The organism is Pseudomonas sp. NPDC087185, assembly GCF_044744955.1.
Taxonomy (GTDB): domain Bacteria; phylum Pseudomonadota; class Gammaproteobacteria; order Pseudomonadales; family Pseudomonadaceae; genus Aquipseudomonas.
The window spans coordinates 506,222-526,447 of the sequence record NZ_JBIUZK010000004.1; the positions used below are offsets into that span (position 1 = coordinate 506,222).

At 64.0% G+C, this 20,226-nt stretch carries 16 protein-coding genes; 9 read left to right on the forward strand and 7 right to left on the reverse strand.

The annotated features are described in order from the left end of the window. Positions 1 to 16: 16 nt before the first annotated feature. Together hisA and hisF are read left to right on the forward strand one after the other, a co-directional pair. Positions 17 to 754, forward strand: coding sequence for a 1-(5-phosphoribosyl)-5-[(5-phosphoribosylamino)methylideneamino]imidazole-4-carboxamide isomerase (gene hisA / locus ACIPIJ_RS16935; protein WP_060494680.1), 738 nt, complete (start codon positions 17 to 19; stop codon positions 752 to 754). 10 nt (positions 755 to 764) lie between these two features. After that, positions 765 to 1,535: an imidazole glycerol phosphate synthase subunit HisF gene (hisF, locus tag ACIPIJ_RS16940; RefSeq protein ID WP_264310662.1), complete on the forward strand. Its 771-nt coding sequence runs from the start codon at positions 765 to 767 to the stop codon at positions 1,533 to 1,535. Between the two features lie 36 nt (positions 1,536 to 1,571). On the opposite strand, the gene choV is transcribed toward hisF, so the two are convergent. The 3 genes from choV to ACIPIJ_RS16955 all read right to left on the reverse strand — a co-directional run bounded on the left by choV (position 1,572) and on the right by ACIPIJ_RS16955 (position 4,624). Then, positions 1,572 to 2,750, reverse strand: a complete 1,179-nt coding sequence (gene choV, locus ACIPIJ_RS16945; protein WP_401078592.1) for a choline ABC transporter ATP-binding protein — start codon at positions 2,748 to 2,750, stop codon at positions 1,572 to 1,574. Then, a complete protein-coding gene (gene choW, locus ACIPIJ_RS16950; RefSeq protein WP_401078971.1) occupies positions 2,747 to 3,595 on the reverse strand; it encodes a choline ABC transporter permease subunit in 849 nt (282 codons plus the stop codon). Before choW ends, choV begins: the two co-directional genes overlap by 4 nt. An 81-nt stretch (positions 3,596 to 3,676) precedes the next feature. Next, positions 3,677 to 4,624, reverse strand: coding sequence for a choline ABC transporter substrate-binding protein (locus ACIPIJ_RS16955; protein ID WP_401078594.1), 948 nt, complete (start codon positions 4,622 to 4,624; stop codon positions 3,677 to 3,679). Positions 4,625 to 5,065: 441 nt separating this feature from the next. On the opposite strand from ACIPIJ_RS16955, the gene ACIPIJ_RS16960 reads away from it, so the two are divergent. From ACIPIJ_RS16960 to ACIPIJ_RS16990, 7 genes are all read left to right on the forward strand, one after another. After that, positions 5,066 to 6,442 (forward strand): L-serine ammonia-lyase, encoded by a 1,377-nt coding sequence (locus tag ACIPIJ_RS16960; protein WP_401078597.1) that lies wholly within the window; start codon positions 5,066 to 5,068, stop codon positions 6,440 to 6,442. A gap of 394 nt (positions 6,443 to 6,836) precedes the next feature. Further along, entirely contained in the window at positions 6,837 to 7,943 is a 1,107-nt protein-coding gene (locus ACIPIJ_RS16965; protein WP_346613553.1) for a GlxA family transcriptional regulator, read from the forward strand. Between the two features lie 186 nt (positions 7,944 to 8,129). Continuing rightward, entirely contained in the window at positions 8,130 to 8,645 is a 516-nt protein-coding gene (locus ACIPIJ_RS16970) for a sigma-70 family RNA polymerase sigma factor (protein WP_401078599.1), read from the forward strand. A gap of 88 nt (positions 8,646 to 8,733) precedes the next feature. Further along, positions 8,734 to 9,705, forward strand: coding sequence for a FecR family protein (locus ACIPIJ_RS16975; protein ID WP_401078601.1), 972 nt, complete (start codon positions 8,734 to 8,736; stop codon positions 9,703 to 9,705). A gap of 168 nt (positions 9,706 to 9,873) precedes the next feature. Further along, the gene (locus ACIPIJ_RS16980; RefSeq protein WP_401078603.1) at positions 9,874 to 12,702 is read left to right on the forward strand and encodes a secretin and TonB N-terminal domain-containing protein; all 2,829 of its coding nucleotides are present in this window, start codon (positions 9,874 to 9,876) and stop codon (positions 12,700 to 12,702) included. A gap of 27 nt (positions 12,703 to 12,729) precedes the next feature. After that, a complete protein-coding gene (locus tag ACIPIJ_RS16985; RefSeq protein WP_401078605.1) occupies positions 12,730 to 15,498 on the forward strand; it encodes an insulinase family protein in 2,769 nt (922 codons plus the stop codon). Further along, the gene (locus tag ACIPIJ_RS16990; RefSeq protein WP_401078607.1) at positions 15,495 to 17,150 is read left to right on the forward strand and encodes an ABC transporter ATP-binding protein/permease; all 1,656 of its coding nucleotides are present in this window, start codon (positions 15,495 to 15,497) and stop codon (positions 17,148 to 17,150) included. Before ACIPIJ_RS16985 ends, ACIPIJ_RS16990 begins: the two co-directional genes overlap by 4 nt. A gap of 120 nt (positions 17,151 to 17,270) precedes the next feature. Here ACIPIJ_RS16990 and ACIPIJ_RS16995 read toward each other — a convergent pair whose 3' ends face one another. From ACIPIJ_RS16995 to ACIPIJ_RS17010, 4 genes are all read right to left on the reverse strand, one after another. Then, positions 17,271 to 17,528, reverse strand: coding sequence for a hypothetical protein (locus ACIPIJ_RS16995; RefSeq protein WP_401078610.1), 258 nt, complete (start codon positions 17,526 to 17,528; stop codon positions 17,271 to 17,273). A 254-nt stretch (positions 17,529 to 17,782) separates the two neighbouring features. Continuing rightward, the gene (locus ACIPIJ_RS17000) at positions 17,783 to 18,256 is read right to left on the reverse strand and encodes a thioesterase family protein (RefSeq protein ID WP_401078613.1); all 474 of its coding nucleotides are present in this window, start codon (positions 18,254 to 18,256) and stop codon (positions 17,783 to 17,785) included. Positions 18,257 to 18,266: 10 nt separating this feature from the next. Further along, positions 18,267 to 19,232, reverse strand: a complete 966-nt coding sequence (locus ACIPIJ_RS17005; protein WP_401078616.1) for an L-carnitine dehydrogenase — start codon at positions 19,230 to 19,232, stop codon at positions 18,267 to 18,269. A gap of 18 nt (positions 19,233 to 19,250) precedes the next feature. Further along, positions 19,251 to 20,135: a 3-keto-5-aminohexanoate cleavage protein gene (locus ACIPIJ_RS17010; RefSeq protein ID WP_401078618.1), complete on the reverse strand. Its 885-nt coding sequence runs from the start codon at positions 20,133 to 20,135 to the stop codon at positions 19,251 to 19,253. Positions 20,136 to 20,226: the final 91 nt, after the last annotated feature.

A 20,226-nucleotide genomic window follows, 5' to 3' on the forward strand; every position in this document is an offset into this window, starting at 1 on the left:
TAGACAGGTTCCCAAGATGCTGATTATCCCCGCTATCGATCTGAAGGACGGTGCTTGCGTGCGCCTGCGCCAGGGCCGCATGGAAGACTCCACGGTATTTTCCGACGACCCGGTGAGCATGGCCGCCAAGTGGGTCGAGGGTGGCTGCCGCCGCCTGCACCTGGTCGACCTCAACGGCGCCTTCGAAGGCCAGCCGGTCAACGGTGAAGTGGTTACCGCCATCGCCAAGCGCTACCCGACCCTGCCGATCCAGATCGGTGGCGGCATCCGCTCGCTGGAAACCATCGAGCACTACGTCAAGGCTGGCGTCAGCTACGTGATCATCGGCACCAAGGCGGTCAAGCAGCCGGAGTTCGTCGCTGAAGCGTGCAAGGCGTTCCCGGGCAAGGTCATCGTCGGCCTGGATGCCAAGGACGGTTTCGTCGCCACCGACGGCTGGGCCGAAGTGAGCTCGGTGCAGGTCATCGACCTGGCCAAGCGTTTCGAGGCCGATGGCGTCTCGGCGATCGTCTACACCGACATCGCCAAGGACGGCATGATGCAAGGCTGCAACGTGCCCTTCACCAAGGCCCTGGCCGAAGCCACGCGTATTCCGGTGATCGCCTCCGGCGGCATCCACAACCTGGGTGACATCAAGGCCCTGCTGGACGCCAAGGCGCCAGGCATCGTCGGCGCCATCACCGGCCGTGCCATCTACGAAGGCACCCTCGATGTCGCCGAGGCCCAGGCCTTCTGCGACAACTACCAAGGCTGAGGACTGAACCATGGCACTGGCCAAGCGCATCATCCCTTGCCTGGACGTGGACAACGGCCGGGTGGTCAAGGGCGTCAAGTTCGAGAACATCCGTGACGCCGGTGACCCGGTGGAAATCGCCCGTCGCTACAACGAGCAGGGTGCCGACGAAATCACCTTCCTCGACATCACCGCCAGCGTCGATGGCCGCGATACCACCCTGCATACCGTCGAGCGCATGGCCAGCCAGGTGTTCATCCCGCTGACCGTGGGCGGTGGCGTGCGTACCGTGCAGGACATCCGCAACCTGCTCAACGCCGGTGCCGACAAGGTTTCGATCAACACCGCCGCAGTGTTCAACCCGGAGTTCGTGGGCGAGGCGGCCGACCGTTTCGGTTCGCAGTGCATCGTGGTGGCCATCGACGCCAAGAAGGTTTCCGCACCCGGTGAAGAGCCGCGTTGGGAAATCTTCACCCACGGCGGGCGCAAACCGACCGGGCTGGATGCCGTGGAGTGGGCGAAGAAAATGGAAGGCCTGGGTGCCGGCGAAATCCTGCTGACCAGCATGGACCAGGACGGCATGAAGAACGGTTTCGACCTGGGTGTGACCCGCGCCATCAGCGATGCGCTGGGCATTCCGGTGATCGCTTCGGGTGGTGTGGGTAACCTGCAGCACCTGGCGGACGGGATTCTCGAAGGGCACGCCAGCGCGGTGCTGGCGGCGAGCATCTTCCACTTCGGTGAGTACACGGTGCCTGAGGCCAAGGCCTACATGGCTTCGCGCGGGATTGTGGTTCGCTGATTCACTATTTGGGGCCGCAAAGCGGCCCCAGTTGTTTCACCCGTGGTTCTTGCCCAGCAATGCGTGGTAAAGCTCGGTATCCCCAAGAATCCCCACCACCTTGTCGTTATCCTGCAGCACCAGCTTGTTGCCGGTTTGATAACGAATCCGCAGCGCCTCGCGCATACCGATGTCGGCATTCACCAATGTAGGCCGACGCTCCAGCAAATCCACATCCTCCCCCGGCGCCCAGTTCTGCAGGTCGAGCCCATTCTGCCCCTGGCGTGCGCGCTTGAGCGAACCGCCTTCGCCCAGGTCCAGCCACGAGTCGATGCTCGGGTCCAGGCACACCGAACCATTGATCCGCTTGCAGTTGTCCAGGGTACGCATCAGGCTGCGGCCGCACAGCACGTTCAACGGGTTGGTGTGGGCGACGAAGGTGCGCACGTATTCATCCGCCGGGTTCAGCACGATCTCTTCGGGCTTGCTGTACTGGATGATCCGGCCGTCTTTCATGATTGCAATGCGGCTGCCCAGCTTGAGCGCCTCGTCCAGGTCATGGCTGACGAACACGATGGTCTTGCTCAGCTTGCGCTGCAGCTCCAGCAACTCGTCCTGCAGGCCCTGGCGGATCAGTGGGTCAAGCGCCGAGAAGGGTTCGTCCATCAGCAGGATGTCGGCATCCATCGCCAGCGCCCGGGCCAGGCCCACGCGCTGCTGCATGCCACCGGACAGTTCGTCCGGCTTCTTGTTACGCCATTGAGTCAGGCCCACCAGCTCAAGCTTCTCGTCGACCAGCTTGCGCCGTTCCTTTTCAGGCCGGCCCTGCATCTCCAGGCCAAAGCTGATGTTCTCGCGCACTGTCAGCCAGGGCATCAGGGCGAATTTCTGGAACACCATGGCGATACGCTTGGTGCGCATCATCTTCAGCTCGGCCGGGGTGCAGTGGGCGATGTCGATGTGCTTGCCTTCGTGCTCGACGAACAGCTTGCCGCGGCTGACGGTGTTGAGGCCGTTGATGCAGCGCAGCAGGCTCGACTTGCCCGAACCGGACAAGCCCATCAGCACGCAGATCTCGCCCTTGTTGATGTCCAGGTTGGCTTTTTCGACGCCGACCACCAGGCCCGTCTGCTTGAGGATCTGCTCGCGGGTCTTGCCCTGGTCGAGCAGCGACAAGGCCTCGCGCGGCTTGTTGGAGAAGATGACGTCGACGTCTTCGAACCGAATGATGCTCATGCTTCACCCCTTACCGTGACTTCCGGTTGCTTGCAGATACGGTCGAGCATGATCGCCAGCAGCACGATCGCCAGGCCCGCTTCGAAGCCCAGGGAGATATCGGCGGTGTTCAGTGCGTTGACCACGGGTTTGCCCAGGCCATCGGCGCCCACCAGCGCGGCGATCACCACCATCGACAGCGACAGCATGATGCACTGGGTGACGCCGGCGGCGATGCTCGGCATGGCGTGCGGCAGTTCGATGCGCGTCAGCAGCTGGCGGCGCGAGCAGCCAAAGGCCTTGCCGGCGTCGAGCAGCTCTTGCGGCACGTCGCAGATGCCCAGGTAAGTCAGGCGAATCGGCGCGGCGATGGCGAACACCACCGTCGAGATCAGCCCCGGTACCACGCCCAGGCCGAACAGGGTCAGGGTAGGGATCAGGTAAACGAAGGTCGGCACCGTCTGCATCAGGTCGAGGACCGGCCGCATGGCGGTATAGAACATCGGCTTGTGCGCGGCGACGATGCCCAGCGGCACGCCGATGGCCACGCACACCACCGTGGCGAAGGTGACCTGCGCCAGGGTTTCCATGGTTTCCTGCCAGTACCCCAGGTTGAGGATCAGCAGGAACGACAACGCGACGAACACGGTCAGCGCCCATTTGCGCTGGATCAAGTGCGCCAAGCCTGCGAACAGGGCGATGAGGACGAATGGGTTGAACCAGGTCAGGGTGCTGGTAACCCCATGGATCATGAATTCCAGGCCTTGGGCGATGGCGTCGAAGTAAGCGGCGCCATTCTGGGTCAGCCATTCGACGAACGACGCGATGTACTGGCCCAGGGGTATTTTCTGATCGATAAGCATGATAGCGAGCTTCCACCTGCAAAGATTGAAATCAGTCCGGGGCGAACACGGTCCCGCCCCGCGGTGTTGCTTGAGCGTCTTGCGTTATTGCGTCAGTTTGGCTTTGGCCGCCTCGAGGCCGGGTTTGCCATCCACGGTGGTCACCCCGGCCAGCCAGGCGTCCAGCTTGCCTGGGTTGTCCTTGAGCCACTTCTGTGCGGCCGCCTCGGGCTTCATCTTGTCGTCCAGGACATAGCCCATCATGGTGCTTTCATCCTTGAGCTCGAACGACAGGTTCTTCAGCAGCTGGCCAACGTTGCTGCACTCCTGTGCATAGCCTTTGCGGGTGTTGGTCAGCACGGTCGCCTTGCCGAAGTCGGGGCCGAAAAACTCATCCCCGCCAGTCAGGTACTGCATCTTGAAGCGGGTGTTCATCGGGTGCGGTTCCCAGCCCAGGAACACGATCGGTTCACCGCGCTTCTGTGCCCGGTCGACCTGCGACAGCATGCCGGCCTCGCTCGACTGCACGATCTTGAAACCGGCGTCCTTGAGGCCGAAGGCGTTCTTGTCGATCATGCTCTGGATGGTGCGGTTGCCATCGTTGCCGGGCTCGATGCCGTAGATCTTGCCGTCCAGCTCCTGCTTGAACTTGGGAATATCGGCAAAGTCCTTGAGGCCCTTGTCGTACAACGCCTGTGGCACCGCCAAGGTGTACTTGGCGTTTTCCAGGTTGGCGCGCACGGTTTCTACCGTACCGGCATCGCGGTACTGCTTGATGTCGTTCTCCATGGTCGGCATCCAGTTGCCGAGAAACACGTCCAGGTCCTTGCCGGCGGCCAGCGACTTGTAGGTCACCGGTACCGAGATCATAGTGGTTTTGGTCTTGTAGCCCAGTGCTTCGAGCACAACGCTGGTGGTCGCGGTGGTCACCGTGATGTCGGTCCAGCCGACATCGGAGAAACGCACCGTCTGACACTGCTCGGGTTCTGCAGCCTGGGCCAGTAACGGTGCGGACAGCAACGCGACCAGCAACAGCGAGGGTGAACCTTTCATGGATGGACTCCTGTGATTTTATCTTCGGGTTCGCGAGGGCCGCCGGGCTTTCTCAGGGTCCGGTCGACCAGGCCTGCAGAGGGCAGGATGCGAGGCCGTGCAATACGAGTCGCTTTCGATAATCCTCCAGCGCCGGGCAATCGCCTACTGGTGGGGTCGTATCCAGTACGCAACGGGTCGTATCCAGTACGGGCGATGTCGCTTATGGGTTTATCCACCCTCGTCGGCGCATTTTTCCGTCATCCAAGCGCCGGAAAGCGGCGCACAAATGGCCAAAACAGCACGGCGCTGCTGGACAAAAGTACGTCGGTTGCAGACGGCGAGGGGGTGCGTAAAAGCCCGATGATGCGTGCATTCGTGGCGGCTCGCAGCTTCAGCCTAGCAGTTGCCCCGCCCTGCGCATGGCGCGCAGAGACAAGCCCAGCAAGAGGTGAAGCGACAATGGCCATCAGCGTGTTCGACCTGTTCAAGATCGGTGTCGGGCCCTCCAGCTCGCATACCGTCGGCCCCATGCGTGCGGGTGCCTTGTTCGTCCAGGGCCTGCGTGAACGCGGCGAGCTGGAACGGGTGAAAAGGATCGAGGTACGGCTGTACGGTTCACTGTCGGCCACCGGCATTGGTCACGGCACCGACAACGCCACCATCATGGGCCTGATGGGCGAATGGCCGGACGCCATCGACCCGACCCAGATCGTCCCGCGTATCGCCGACCTGCGCGAAACCAATACCCTGAAGCTGGATAACCGCCTGCCCATCGAGTTCGTTTGGGCCCGCGACATGCTGTTGCTGGACGAGAACCTGCCGTACCACCCCAACGCCATGACCCTGATCGCCGAAGGCGAGCAGGGCGAGCTGCACCGCGACACCTACTACTCGGTGGGCGGCGGTTTTGTGGTCGATGCCGCACAGGCCGCCAGTGGCGTGCTGGACGCCGACCAGACGGTGCTGCCCTACGACTTCAACAGCGCCGCCGAACTGCTGCGCCTGTGCAAGCAAAACGACCTCAGCGTGTCGCAATTGATGATGGCCAACGAGAAGGTCTGGCGCAGCGAGGACGAGATCCGCGCCGGCCTGCACAAGCTCTGGGAGGCCATGCAGGACTGCGTCAACAATGGCCTCAAGTACGAAGGCACACTGCCCGGCGGGCTGAACGTGCGCCGCCGGGCCGCCAAGCTGCACCGCAGCCTGCAGGAGATCGGCAAGCCCAACGTGATCGGCTCGACCATGAGCGCCATGGAGTGGGTCAACCTGTTCGCCCTGGCGGTCAACGAAGAAAACGCCGCGGGCGGGCGCATGGTCACCGCGCCCACCAACGGCGCGGCCGGCATCATCCCGGCAGTGCTGCACTACTACATGCGCTTCAGTGATGAGGTCGATGAGTCCAGCGTGGTCGACTTCTTCCTCGGTGCCGCTGCCGTTGGCATCCTGTGCAAGAAGAACGCTTCAATTTCCGGTGCCGAAGTCGGTTGCCAGGGGGAAGTCGGCTCAGCGTGCGCCATGGCTGCGGCGGGCCTTGCCGAAGTGCTGGGCGGTACACCAGGGCAAGTGGAGAACGCTGCCGAAATCGCCCTTGAGCACAACCTTGGCCTGACCTGCGACCCGGTGGGTGGCCTGGTGCAGGTGCCGTGTATCGAGCGCAACGCGATTGCTGCGGTAAAGGCGATCAATGCGGTACAGATGGCCCTGCGGGGTGACGGTGAACACTTCATTTCACTCGACCAGGTCATCCGCACGATGCGCGACACCGGTGCCGACATGCACGACAAATATAAAGAGACTTCGCGCGGTGGCCTGGCGGTCAGCGCCATCGAATGCTGATGCGCTGATCACGCGCTATTCTCGTCACGGCGCCCCATTATGGGGCGTCTGCGCATCTACCGATTGTCGGATGTCGTGATCAGTGTGCGCATTGTCGGTGACACTCAAGAGTGTCGTTTCTGGGAAACCTGCAAGGCGCGTGTCACCAATTTGCTCAACCGTTACATGCAGCGCGCTAGTACGCCGCTTTGCGAAGGGCAGGCAACTTTACGCAACCCCCTGAATAGCTCAACAAAGGCGTCGTTTTCAGGATTTTTTGGATGGCCGTTCAATAACCGGCACGGCGTTTGCGTTCAGATTGGCAACCTACCCCCCGGAACATGACCAGGGGGTCATAACAAAAAATCAGTGCCCGCCTGAGGCACACCCTGCATTTGTGTGAGGAGAAATCGCGATGACGTCGTACACCTCCGGGAACCCAACCCAGAACCGCACAGCACCCCAGTCCATCGGTTTTCTCCTACTGGACAATTTCACCCTGATTTCCCTGGCGTCGGCCGTCGAGCCGCTGCGCATGGCCAACCAGTTGTCCGGCCGTGAGCTGTACCGCTGGCACACCCTGACCGTTGATGGCGGCCAGGTATGGGCCAGCGACGGCCTGCAGATCACCCCCGACGCCGCCATGCACAGCGCGCCGCCCATCGATACCGTGATCGTCTGCGGCGGCGTGGGCATTCAGCGCACCGTCACCCGCGAACATGTCACCTGGCTGCAGGCCCAGGCCCGCCAGTCGCGCCGCCTGGGTGCGGTGTGCACCGGCAGCTGGGCGCTGGCCTGCGCCGGCCTGCTCGATGGCTTCGATTGCAGTGTGCATTGGGAATGCCTGGCCGCCATGCAGGAGGCCTTCCCGCGGGTGAACATGAGCACGCGCCTGTTCACCCTCGACCGCAACCGCTTCACCAGCTCCGGCGGCACTGCGCCGCTGGACATGATGCTGCACCTGATCAGCCGCGATCACGGCCGTGAGCTGTCGGCGGCGATCTCCGAAATGTTCGTCTACGAGCGTATCCGTAACGAACAGGACCACCAGCGCGTGCCGCTCAAGCACATGCTCGGCACCAACCAGCCGAAGCTGCAGGAAATCGTTGCGCTGATGGAGGCCAACCTCGAAGAGCCGATCGACCTCGACGAACTGGCGGTGTATGTGGCGGTATCGCGGCGCCAGCTCGAGCGACTGTTCCAGAAGTACCTGCATTGCTCGCCGTCACGCTACTACCTGAAGCTGCGCCTGATCCGTGCGCGGCAGCTGCTCAAGCAGACGCCGATGTCGATCATCGAAGTGGCTTCGGTGTGCGGCTTCGTCTCTACTCCGCACTTCTCCAAGTGTTACCGCGAGTATTTCGGCATTCCGCCGCGCGATGAGCGGGTAGGCTCCAATACTGCGCAGCAGGTGGCAATGATGCCGATTCCTCAGGCCATGACCCTGTCGCCGCACAGCGGGCCGATGGCGGCGCTGAGCCAGGCGCGTAATGAGTCGACGTTCGCCAGTGTGAGGCTCTAAGGCCTCGGGGCTGCTTTGCAGCCCAATCGCCGGCAAGCCGGCTCCTACAGATTCACCGCCAGGCCTCTTATCGGTGCGGTAGCTGTGGGTGCCGGCTCGTCGGCGATGAGGGCCAAGAAGGCAACACTAGATGATTGGTTGATAATGATTCTCGACTACAGGTAACATCCCCGCCCCCGAAATCGCTTGGCATACCACCCCGTGGCGGACGACAAACTGCAGCTCTACCTGGCCCACCGGGCAGCATTGGTCGACTACGCCTCGCCAATCGTGGGTTGCCGTGCCCGTGCAGAAGATGTGGTGCAGGAAGCCTGGCTGCGCTTCAACCGCCAGGCCAGCGACGCCGATATCCGCCACCCGGCCAGTTACCTCTACCGCATCGTGCGCAACCTGGCGCTTGATCAAATCCGGCGCATGGCCACTGAAAAGGCCCAGCCCGGTGGCGACGAGATGCTGGCCGAACTGCCGTCCAGCAGCGCCTCGCCCGAGCAGACCATCACCCAGCAGGACGAACTCGCTGCCATCAGCCGCGCCCTCGAAGCGCTGCCCGAGCGCACCCGGCTGGCCTTCGAAATGCATCGCCTGGGTGGCTTCACCCTGCAGCAGGTGGCGGCCCACTTGAACATTTCGGTGAGCCTGGTGCACCAGTTGGTCCACGACGCCTTGCGCCATTGCATGGAACAGCTGGAGGGCGAACTGTGAAAAAACCTGCGGCTGGCGCGTCCTTTGCTCAACGGGCCGACTCTGTGCGACCCTTCGCGCCCCCGAGCCCCCTGGAGACTTGCCGGACATGACGTCAGCAGACCGCGTATCCAGCCGCCGCGACCAAGCCCTGGACTGGCTCCTGCGCATCCAGCAGGCCCCGCACGACGCCCAGCTGCGTGCCGAGCTGGCGCAGTGGTGTGCCAGCGATGTGGCCAATGCCCAAGCCTACGGCCAGGCCGAGCGGGTCTGGCGCCTGACGGGGCACCTGGCGCCTGCCACTGCCGAGCAGTGGCCCGCGCAACCTGCGACAGCCACGGTGGTGCCGCTGCCCAAAAGAGCGCCAACCCGCCGCTGGTGGCTGGGCGCTGCGGTGGCAGCCTGCCTGCTGGTAGCCGTGGCGCCATCGCTGAGCTTGCGCCTGCAGGCTGACTACCGCACCGCCCAAGGCGAGACGCGGGATGTGACGCTAGCTGATGGCAGCGTGGTGCAGCTGGACAGCGACACGGCCATCAGCGTGGATTACTCAGGCGATCACCGTGACGTGCGCCTGCTCGCTGGCCAGGCCTTCTTCGAAGTCACGCCCAACAAGGCCAAGCCGTTCCATGTGCGTGCCGACGACGTACGGGTGACGGTCACCGGCACTGCGTTCAACGTCCAGCTAAGGCCGGGCAGGGTGGGTGTGGATGTGCAGCATGGCTCGGTGCGGGTCGAAGAGGCCGGGAGTGCTCATGTGCTGTCTGGCGCACTTACAGCCGGGCAGCGGCTGCGGTATGCCGATGGCATCGCGCACGTGGAGACCTTCGTACCTTCGCAGGCCGCAGCCTGGCGCCAGGGGCAGTTGATCGCCGATGACCAGCGTGTCACCGAGCTGGTGCAGGAGCTGGCGCGGTACCTGCCAGGCAAGGTGCTGCTGCGCGATGATGCGTTGGGTGACAAGCGTGTTACCGGTGTTTATGACCTGCGCAAGCCTGAGGCTGCCTTGCGGGCTGTGATCCGGCCCCATGGTGGTGAAGTGCGCAGCTATGGGCCTTGGCTTCTGGTACTGAGCACGCCTTGATATGCCAGGGGGCGCTGCCCAGCAGCCCCCCAAACACCCTCGCAAAAATAATTTCACATTTTTCTGAAAATTCCCTGAACTGCCCCGTCTTCTCCCCCGCGCGCAACAACTGATATCGATTCGTATTCAATTTTGCTACCCGGCAACGGTCCGGGGCGGGGATGTGGCATGACTCAAACAACAAGCCGGAAGCCGCGCAGCGCGCGGGGTTGGTCGTTGCGCCTGAAATGCGTGTTGGGCAGCAGCCTGGTGGGCCTGGGCTGCATGCTGCCGGCGCCGCTGCTGTGGGCCACCGAAGCTCCCGCGCAACTGTCGCAGGTGCATGCCTTCGCCATCCCCGCGCAGCACCTGGCTGCCGCGCTGATCGCGTTCGGCCAGCAGAGCGGGTTGCAGGTTAGCGCCGATGCGCAATTGCTCGAAGGCGCTCAAGGCAACCCGGTGCAAGGCAGTTTCAGCAGCGAGGCCGCACTGTCGCGCCTGCTTTCAGGTAGCGGCCTGACCTGGGACGCGGACGGTGATGTGATCAGCCTGCGCTTGCTGCACAGCGAAGCCGATGCCGGCCCGCTGGAGCTGCATGACACCCTGGTGCTGGGAGACACCGAAGGCAACGGCTACATGGGCGCCACGGTCATCAGCGGCAAAGCCATCCGTGCCTTCCCCGGTGCCAACGGCGATATCACCACGCTGTTGCAAATGCACCCCAGCGTGCAGTTCTCCGGCGCGCAGAAAAGCTCCAATACCCCTGGCGAGATCGACCCCGCCGACATCAGCATCAACGGCGCCAAGTTTTACCAGAACAACTTCATGATCGACGGCATCTCGATCAACAACGACCTCGACCCCGGCGCCCACGGCTACAGCGAGAACCGCCAGTTCGACGCCGCACCCAGCAACCCCCACGGCATCGCCCTGGACGCCGACCTGCTGCAGGAAGTGAAGGTCTATGACAGCAACGTACCGGCCGAATACGGCGGCTTCAACGGTGGTGTGATCGATGCCATCACCCGCCGTCCGAGCAAGGGCTTGCACGGCAAGTTCTCGTACGGGATCAGCCGCTCTGAATGGACGCGCTACCACATCACCGAGCAGGACCAGGAAAGCTTCGCCAACTCGTCCTCCGAGCAGTATCAGCCCGAGTTCGAGAAAACCACCCTGCGCGGCATGCTCGAAGGCCACCTCACCGACAACTTCGGCGCGATCCTGAGCTTTTCCCAGCGCCGTTCGGTGATCCCGCTCAACCGCTACGAGAACGGGTACACCAGCCCCAATGCCGACAGCCGCGAAGACCAGACCCGGCAGCTCGACAACTACATGCTCAAGACTTACTGGGACGTCAACGATCGGCTGACCGTGGAAAGCTCGTTCATCCAGGCGCCCCAGGAGAACGTGTTCTTCCGCCAAAACTTCCTAAACTCCGAGTTCACCAACAAGAACGGTGGCTGGCAGGGCTCGCTGAAGGCGATCTGGGAAGGCGACCAGGCGCGCTGGACCCACACCCTGGCGCTGACCAACCTGTACAGCTCGCGCGAGTCCGAAGAAAAAGACACCGTGTTCTGGTACTACTCCGAAGCCAAGAACTGGGGCAACCCCAGCAGCAACACCGCCCGCAGCGGTGAGGGCGCGTTCGGCAACCTCGACCAGACCCAGCGTGGCGTCGACTACACCCTCAAGGGCGAGTGGCAGACCTTCGACTTCGCTGGCATCAGCCACGGTTTTACCACCGGCCTGGAGTTGTCCCAGCAACACGCCGTATGGGAACGTGAGGAAACCGGGCAGGGTGTCACCACGTTCACCCGCGACAATGGCACCCGCTGCGCCGGCAGCGACCCCTGGTGTTCGGTCAGCCCGTTGCTCAACGGCAACACTCGTCAGTGGGGTAAAACCCGCACCCAGTACAACGCCGGCAAGATCGACCTGACCGAAAACGCCTACGCCTTCTTCATCGACGACCAGATGCAGATCGGCAAGCTCAGCCTGCGCCCCGGCCTGCGCTTCGAGGGCGACGACTACATGAAGCAGAAAACCGTTTCGCCGCGCTTTGCCGGTGACTACGACTTCTTCGGCGACCGCAGCACCGTGCTGGTATTCGGCGCCAACCGCTACTACGGGCGCAACCTGTTCAAGTACCGACTTGCCGACGGCCGCCAGGGCCTGAACACCACCTACACCCGCAGCACCCAGGATAGCGAGTGGGTGGGGCGCCAGGTGCTCAACACCAACCGCTTTTCGGACATGAACATCCCCTACGACGACGAATTGATGCTGGGCCTGGAGCAGCGCTGGCTGAACACCGACTTCCGCCTGAAGTACGTGCACCGCAAGGGCAACGACCAGGTGGTACGCACCTCGTCGCGCACGCTCGGCCTTGACCCTGTCGATGGCTACCAGAGCCTCTACTACACCTACGTCAACGCCGGTTCCAGCGAAAGCGACAACGTCTCCCTGACGATCACCCCAAACCAGTCGTTCCGTGTGCTAGGCAGCATCACCAGCCTGCAGCTGGCGCTGGACTGGTCGCGTAGCAAGAACGCCTACAGCACTTACGAAAGCGGCTTCAGCGAAGAGGAGTACGCCGACGACGACGTGATCTACGACGGTAAGCGCCTGGCCTACAGCGAGCTGCCGGCCAGCGACTTCAACCGCCCATGGACAGCGCGGCTGACCACCATCACCGAAATCCCCAGCTGGCACCTGAGCATCAGCAATTTCTTCCGCTACCGCGGCGCCTACGAGCAGATCATCGATACCGGTCTCTACCAGGACGTCGATGGCGAAGCCCTGCGTATCTACGACACGGCCTCGGTGGCCGCCGCGCCGACCTGGGACATGCGCGTCAAGTGGGAGATCCCCACAGCCCGGGAGCAGTCGCTGTTCGTGGCCGTGGATGTGACCAACGTCACCGACAAGGTCAACCCCATCGTCAGCAACAGCAGCACCGCCCGCACCACATACGAAGTCGGCCGCCAGTACTGGCTCGAAGTCGGTTACCGCTTCTGACCCCTTATAAAAACCGTGGACACCCTGATGAAAAAGCTCCTCGCGGGCCTGCTCGGCCCGCTGCTGCTCGGCGCCTGCGCGTCGCTGCCCGAACCTGACTCACCGTTGCCCTGGGATGCCCAGGTGACCCAGGGCACCCTGGCCAACGGCGTGCAATACCGCCTGGTGCGCGAGGCTGCCCAACCCGGCAGGCTCGACCTGCGCATGACCGTCAATGCAGGCGCTGTGGACGAGGCCGACGACCAGGTCGGCGTCGCCCACCTGGTCGAACACCTGGTGTTCCACAGCCGCGCCGGGCAGGCGGAAAACGTGCGCGCACGCATGGTCGGCCTGGGCTGGGTGCAAGGCCGGCACTTCAACGCCATGACCAACTACGAGCGCACCCAGTACATGCTCAGCCCGCCGTCAGGCATGCGCCAGGCACCGCAGGCCCTGCAGGTGCTCGCCGACATGGCCTTCGCCCGTGACTACAGCGCGGCGGATCTCGAGCGCGAGCGGCCGATCGTCATCGAAGAATGGCGGGGTGGGCTGGGTGTGGCGCAGCGCATGAACGATCAGCGCGCGGCCTCGCAACGGGTCGGCTCGCGCTACCCGCTGCACCGCACCATCGGCAACGAAACGGCTATCCGAGAGGCCAGCCTGGCCAACCTGCAGGCGTTCCAGGCCACCTGGTACCAGCCGTCCAACATGGTCATCTCAGCCGTGGGCGATTTCGAGCCTGATGCGATGCTGGCGCAGATCGAAACTGCCTTTGGCAACGCGCGAGGCAGCGCGATACCGCCGCGCGGGCATCGCGACCTGCCGTTGGATGACCAGCTGAAGGTCTTCCGCCTGCAGGACCCACAGTCCGGCAGCAGCCAGGTATCGCTGCTGCTGCGCCTGCACGAACCGGACAGCCGCGGCACCACCCGCGCGGCCATGCGCGAGCGGTTGATCGACCGCATGGCCCTGGCGGCGCTGGTCGACAATTTGCGTCGCCAGCCCAGGCAGGCCGGTGTGCGCAGTTTGACCGCGCAGAAAACCCTGATCGGCAGCCAATCGACGGTGCTGGGTATCGCGGCTGGCGTAGAAGGCCTGCAGCACCAACAAGCGCTGCGCCAGTTGCTGACCGAGGTCGAGCGCCTGCGCCAGCACGGCTTCAGCGAGCAGGACTTCGAACACGAGCGTGCCCATATCCGCGCCCTGGGCGACAAGACCTTGGCCAACCACACGCCACGCACATTCCAGCAGTGGGTCGAGCAGCTCACTAACGCCACGGCGCCAGAAGGCAGCGTGGTCGAGCGCCATGCTGCAGCGCGTCGTTATCTGCAGGTGTTGCCAGGCATCGACCTTGACGACCTCAACGACAGGCTGAGGCATTGGCTCGGCAGTGCCGACCGCGTGCTGCAATTCACCGTGCCCAGGCAGTCTGAGGTCGAAGTGCCAAGCGTTGCAGCGGTCGAGGCATTGCAGGCGCAGATTGCCGGCCAGGCCCTGTCCGCACCTGCGCAGCAGCCAACTGAAGCCCCCGCTGTGGCCACCTACAAACCCGATGCACCAGGCCCAGCCGGGCGAATCGTCGGCCGCAAGGCCTTCGCTGCTGAGCACGTAGAACACTGGGCCCTGGGCAACGGTGACAAGCTGGTATGGCTGCGCCGTAACGGCCCGGACGGCAATTGGCTGCTACAGGCCGAATCATCCGCAGGCTACCGCCTTGCCGATGCGCCAGCCTGGCGCCTGCAGATGGCTGCGCAACTGGCGGTGCGCAGCGGGCCGCACGGCGCTCAAGCGTGGCGCCAGGCACAACGGGCCACGCTCGGCCTGGAGCATCAGCCGCAGCGCCTGCAGTTGAACCTCAACGGTGTTCCCGCGCAACTGCCGGCCTTGCTGCACAGTTATCGCCTGAGCCAGTTGGCGGGCATCGACCCAACCTTGTTCGACGAGGCGCGCAGCGACCTGCTGCAGCGGGTACGCAGCAGCCCCGCAGATGTGCGTTCACGCCAGGAAAGCGAGCAGCGGGTACTCAAGTACGGCGCTGATCATTGGCAAACCCCTGATCAGTCAGCGTTGCAACAGCTGGATCGCGAGCAGTTGCAGGCCGACTGGCAGCGCCTTGCCAGTGCGCCCGTGACGTATTACCTGATGGCCGATGTGGCCGCAGAGCAGCTCGAACCGCTGGTGCGCGGCTACCTGGCCAACCTGCCGCGCGGTGCCGCGCCAAAGGCGCAAGCGGCCGTGCAGCAGCCAGGCCAGCGCCGCAGTGACCTGGCCATCGCGCTAGAGCCGCGGGCCGTTCTGCAGGCCAGCAGCTACCACCCCCAAGCCTGGCAACCACAGGCGGCCATGCGCGTGGCGCTGCTGCGCGACCTCGCCAACCAACGGCTCAAACAGCAGCTGCGCGGCGAGGCTTCGGGGGTGTATCGCCTGAGTTTCGACGCGCAGCTCGACCCCGATGCGCAGCGCATCGAAAGCACCCTGAGCTTCACCTGTGACCCGGCACGCGTGGATGAGCTATGGGCACTGGCGCAAAAGACCCTGGCCGGGCTGAGCGTGGATGAACAGTGGCTGCAGTCGCAGCGTCGCGAACTGGCGCGCCAGGAAGCCAAACGCCGCGAAGACCCGCAAACCCAGTTCAAGCGCTTGATCCTCAGCGAACGGCAGTGGCAGGACCCGCGTTACCTCAGCCAACAGGCGCAACTGCCCGAGGCGCTGACCTTGCCGGCCATGCAGCAACTGGCGCGGCAGCTGTTCCCCGCCGCCAACCAGGTGCAATTGCGCCTGCTGCCATCGCCCGCCACGCTGGAGCAGGCCCTGTGAACACCTTGCGCACGTTCTACCGCCTGAGCCGCCCGTTCTGGCGCGACCGCCGGCAATGGCGGGCCTGGCTGATGATGGCGGCAGTGATCGGGCTGGGGCTGCTGGTGGTGCAGATCAATGTGCTGATCAACAGCTGGAGCAAGACGTTCTACGACACGCTGGCCGCCTTCGACACTTCGGGGCTGTACGGTCTGGTGGTCGAATACGCGCTCTACCTGGGCAGCTATGTGCTGATCGTCGTGGCCATGGACTACATCCGCAAAGGCCTGGAGCTGCGCTGGCGCCAGGCGATGACTAGGCGCCTGACCGATGCCTGGCTGGCCGATCAGGCCTTCTACCGCCTGGGGCTGACCGGCGAGCCGGACAACCCGGACCAGCGCATCGCCCAGGACGTCGACCTGATGGTCGGCCTGAGCATCGAGCTGGTGGCTTCGCTGGTGATCAACCTGGCGCAGGTCGGCGCCTTTGTAGTGATCCTGTGGAACCTGTCGGGGGTGCAGACCTTCAGCCTGTTCGGCGAGACCTTCACGGTGCATGGCTACCTGGTGTGGATCGTGCTGGCCTACACCTTGCTCGGCAGCCTGTTCACCCACCTGATCGGCAAGCCGCTGCATGCGCTCAACTACGAGCGCGAGCACCGTGAGGCGGACTTTCGTGCCAGCCTGCTGCGCAAGCGCGACCATGCCGAGCAGATTGCGCTGTACCGGGGCGAGGCCGTGGAGCGTGCGCACCTGGCCGAGCGCTTTCGTGCTATTGCCGACAACTGGCGGCAGTTGATGGGGCGCGAGCGTAACCTCAGCTTGTTCACCGTGTCCTACGAACGCTTGAGCCTGATCATTCCGGTGTTTGCCGCCTTGCCGGCATTCATGGCCAAGACCATCACCCTGGGTGGCCTGATGCAGATCCGCAGTGCCTTCAACGCCGTGCACGGTTCGCTCAGCTGGTTCATCAAGCTGTACAACAAGCTGGTGCGCTGGAGTGCGGCGTTGCAGCGGCTGGAGCAGTTCGAGCAGGCGATTGCCGCCAGCCGCGAGCAGGCCACCCCGGCAGCACGCGGTGACTGCCTGCGCATGTGCGGGCTGACGCTTTGCCGGCCGGATGGCAGTGCGATCCTGAGTGATCTCGACGTGCAAGTGGGGCAGGGGCAGTGGGTGCGCCTGGGCGGGCGCAGCGGGCTGGGCAAGTCGACCTTGCTGCGCACCCTGCAAGGGCTGTGGCCATACTGCCAGGGCGACTGGCAGTTACCACCGGGGCGCAGCCTGTTGTTGCCGCAGAAGCCTTATATGCCGCACATGAGCTTGCGCGGGTTGCTGGCGTATCCACAGGAGCGGCCGATCGACGATGTGCTGCTGGTCGATGTGCTGGGCAAGGTGGGGTTAGGCGGGCTGATCGGGCAACTGGACAAGCAGGCCGAGTGGGAACGCGTGCTTTCCGGCGGCGAGCAGCAGCGGGTGAGCCTGGCGCGGGCGTTGTTGTACCAGCCGGATACCTTGTACCTGGATGAGGCGACCAGCCAGTTGGATATCGGCAGTGCGCGGAGTTTGCTGGAGATGCTCAAGCGTGAGTTGCCGGGGTGTACGGTGGTGGCGGTGACGCACCAGGAGGGGGTGGCCACGGTGTTCGGGAAAACAGTGGAACTGGAGGCTCTGTGAATCAGTGCTGGCCCCATCGCCGGCAAGCCGGCTCCCACAGAAATAGCACTGCGCTCAAGAACAGCGAGGTACTTGTGGGAGCCGGCTTGCCGGCGATGGGGCCGGTGCAGGAATAATCATTCAAGCCCGCTTGCTGAAGCTCGCCAACGCCGGCAACAGCTGCTTGTCGATCGCCTGGCGCACCGCCGGCAAAATCGTCGCGCTACCGGTATACATCTGCTCGACCATGCCCTTCAGCGCCCGCGCATTGGGCTCGGTCAGCCCGCGCACCACCGCCTCGCACGCCTGTTCGGCACTGGCCCCGGCGGGGATATCGAAACCGCGCGCGCGCAGGTGGCCGGCGAGGTCGTCCTGATCAATCAAATCCGCATGCATCATGGCTGTTGTCCCTTTTATCGCTAAGAGAGTGCTGCTGTGATTTACGACCGATTCTGTGTCCACGGCGACATGCCCGCAAGGGTTGTATGTCGCAATGACTGCTTTGGCTAAGAACAGGTCGTTCCCGGCTAATTCTTCGTGCCGGGAACTCAGCACACTGGCCCCATTCACGGTACCCGAGGGTTTGGTCACCCTTATTCATGCACAGTGGATGTTGCTCGCTCTTGGCCCCGCTAGCTCACGGCTTTGCGGGGTTATTTTTTGGGCAGCCCAATGACACGCCCCACATAGATGGGCGCTGGTAGATGACGTTGTTCGTCCACCAGGCCTTGCAGCAACCCCACACTGCGCTCGCTGAACGGCGCCGCCTTCGGCCCTGCCAGGTCCACATGCAGCAGCATCTGCTCGCTGGCCGCCAGCGCCTCGTCGAACCCTGCCCGGTGCAGGCTGTGGTAGACCTGCAGGCGCTTGCTGTCGAAGCCGACGATCTGCGTCTGCACCCACACCTCGGTTCCCAGCTTCACCTCGTGCAGGTAATTGATGTGCGCCTCCAGGGTGAACAATGAGTGGCCACTCTGCCCACGGCTGTCGGCATCCAGGCCGATGCGCGCCATCAGCGCATCGGTGGCGTAGCTGAAGATCAGCAGGTAGAAGGCATCGCGCAGGTGCCCGTTGTAATCGACCCAGTCCTCCGGGACCGGGGTGCGGTAGGTGATCAATGCAGGCATCGTGGCCTCCTCAATCGCTGAACGACAGGCCATGGTTGGCTTTGCTGGCCTTCACCGCTTCCAGCACCGCCAGCAGCGTGTCATCACGGTAGCGCTCCAGCGCAGCGATACTGCGTTCGCCCAGTTGTTCGGCGGTGCCGTCCACCACATCGTCGATCAGCTTGTCGGTCAGCTCCGGTGCCGGCAGGTAGGTCCAGGGCAGTTTCAAGGCGGGGCCGAACTGCGACATGAAGTGGCGCATGCCGGCATCGCCACCGGCCAGGGTGTACGTGAGGAAGGTGCCCATGAACGACCAGCGCAGGCCGGCGCCAAAGCGGATGGCGTCGTCGATCTCGCCAGTGGTCGCCACGCCGTCATTGACCAGGTGCAGCGCCTCGCGCCACAGCGCTTCGAGCAGGCGGTCGGCGATGAAGCCTGGGACTTCCTTGCGCACGTGCAGCGGGCGCATGCCCAGCGCGGTGTAGATGGTTTTCGCGGCTTCGATGGCGTCAGGGGACGTGCGGCTGCCGCCGACAATTTCGACCAGTGGCAGCAAATACACCGGGTTGAACGGGTGGCCGACCACGCAGCGCTCCGGGTGCGTGGACGACTCGTAGAATTCGCTGGGCAGCAGGCCCGAGGTGCTCGAAGCGATGATCGCGTCAGGCTTGGCAGCGGCGCTGATCTTGGCGTGCAGGTCGAGCTTGAGGTCCAGGCGCTCTGGGGCGCTCTCCTGGATGAAGTCGGCGTCGCGCACGCAGGCTTCGATGGTGCTGACGAAGGTCAGCCGGCCCTGCGCGGCACCGGGTGCCAGGCCTTGTTTTTCAAGCGCCGGCCAGGCGTTGGCGATACGTTGGCGCAGGGCCTGCTCGGCGCCCGGCGCCGGGTCCCAGGCGACCACGTCCAGGCCATGTGCCAGGGCGCGGGCGACCCAGCCGCTGCCGATCACGCCGCTACCCAGGGCGGCGAAGGTGTTGATTTTGGTGATGAAGGGCATATCGGTCTCCTGAAAGGATCAGCGGCGCTTGAGGTTCATTTTTTCCCGGCCTTCTGCCGGAGTGAGCACGCGGCCACCCAGGCGCGTGATGATCTCGCTCGCGCGCTCAACCAGTTGGCCGTTGCTGGCCAGCACGCCGCGGTCCAGGTACAGGTTGTCTTCCAGGCCGACCCGCACGTTGCCGCCCAGCAGCATGGCTTGCGCTGCCATGGGCATCTGCATGCGGCCGATGCCGAACCCGGCCCAGGTGACGTTGGCGGGCAGGTTGTCGACCATGGCTTTCATGGTGGTGGTATCGGCCGGCGCGCCCCACGGGATGCCCAGGCACAGCTGGAACAGTGGGTCCTCGAGCAGGCCTTCTTTCATCATCTGCTTGGCGAACCACAGGTGGCCGGTGTCGAAGATTTCCAGCTCGGCCTTTACGCCCAGCTCGGAGATGCGCTTGGCGCCAGCGCGCAACTGCGCAGGCGTGGAGACATAGATGGCGTTGCCGTCGCCAAAGTTGAGGGTGCCGCAGTCGAGGGTGCAGATTTCCGGCAGCAGCGCTTCGATGTGGGCCAGGCGCTCCAGCGGACCGATCAGGTCGGTGCCCGGGCCGAATTCCATGGGCGCTTCGCCCGGGCCGATTTCCAGGTCGCCGCCCATGCCGGCGGTAAGGTTGACGATGATGTCCACGTCGGCTTCGCGGATGCGCTCCATGACTTCGCGGTAGAGGTTGACGTCGCGGCTGAAACGGCCGGTTTGCGGGTCGCGGACGTGGCAGTGGACCACGGTGGCGCCGGCCTTGGCGGCTTCAACGGCGGCTTCGGCGATCTGCTTGGGGGTGACCGGGACCAAGTGGCTCTTGGCGACCGTGTCGCCGGCGCCGGTGAGGGCGCAGGTGATGATGACGTCGTGGTTCATGGTGGTTCCTTGTGCTGTCGGTGATGGCCTTTTCGCGGGCAAGCCCGCTCCCACAGGGTTCGCGCAGTGCCCTGGTTCGGTGGAGATCCTT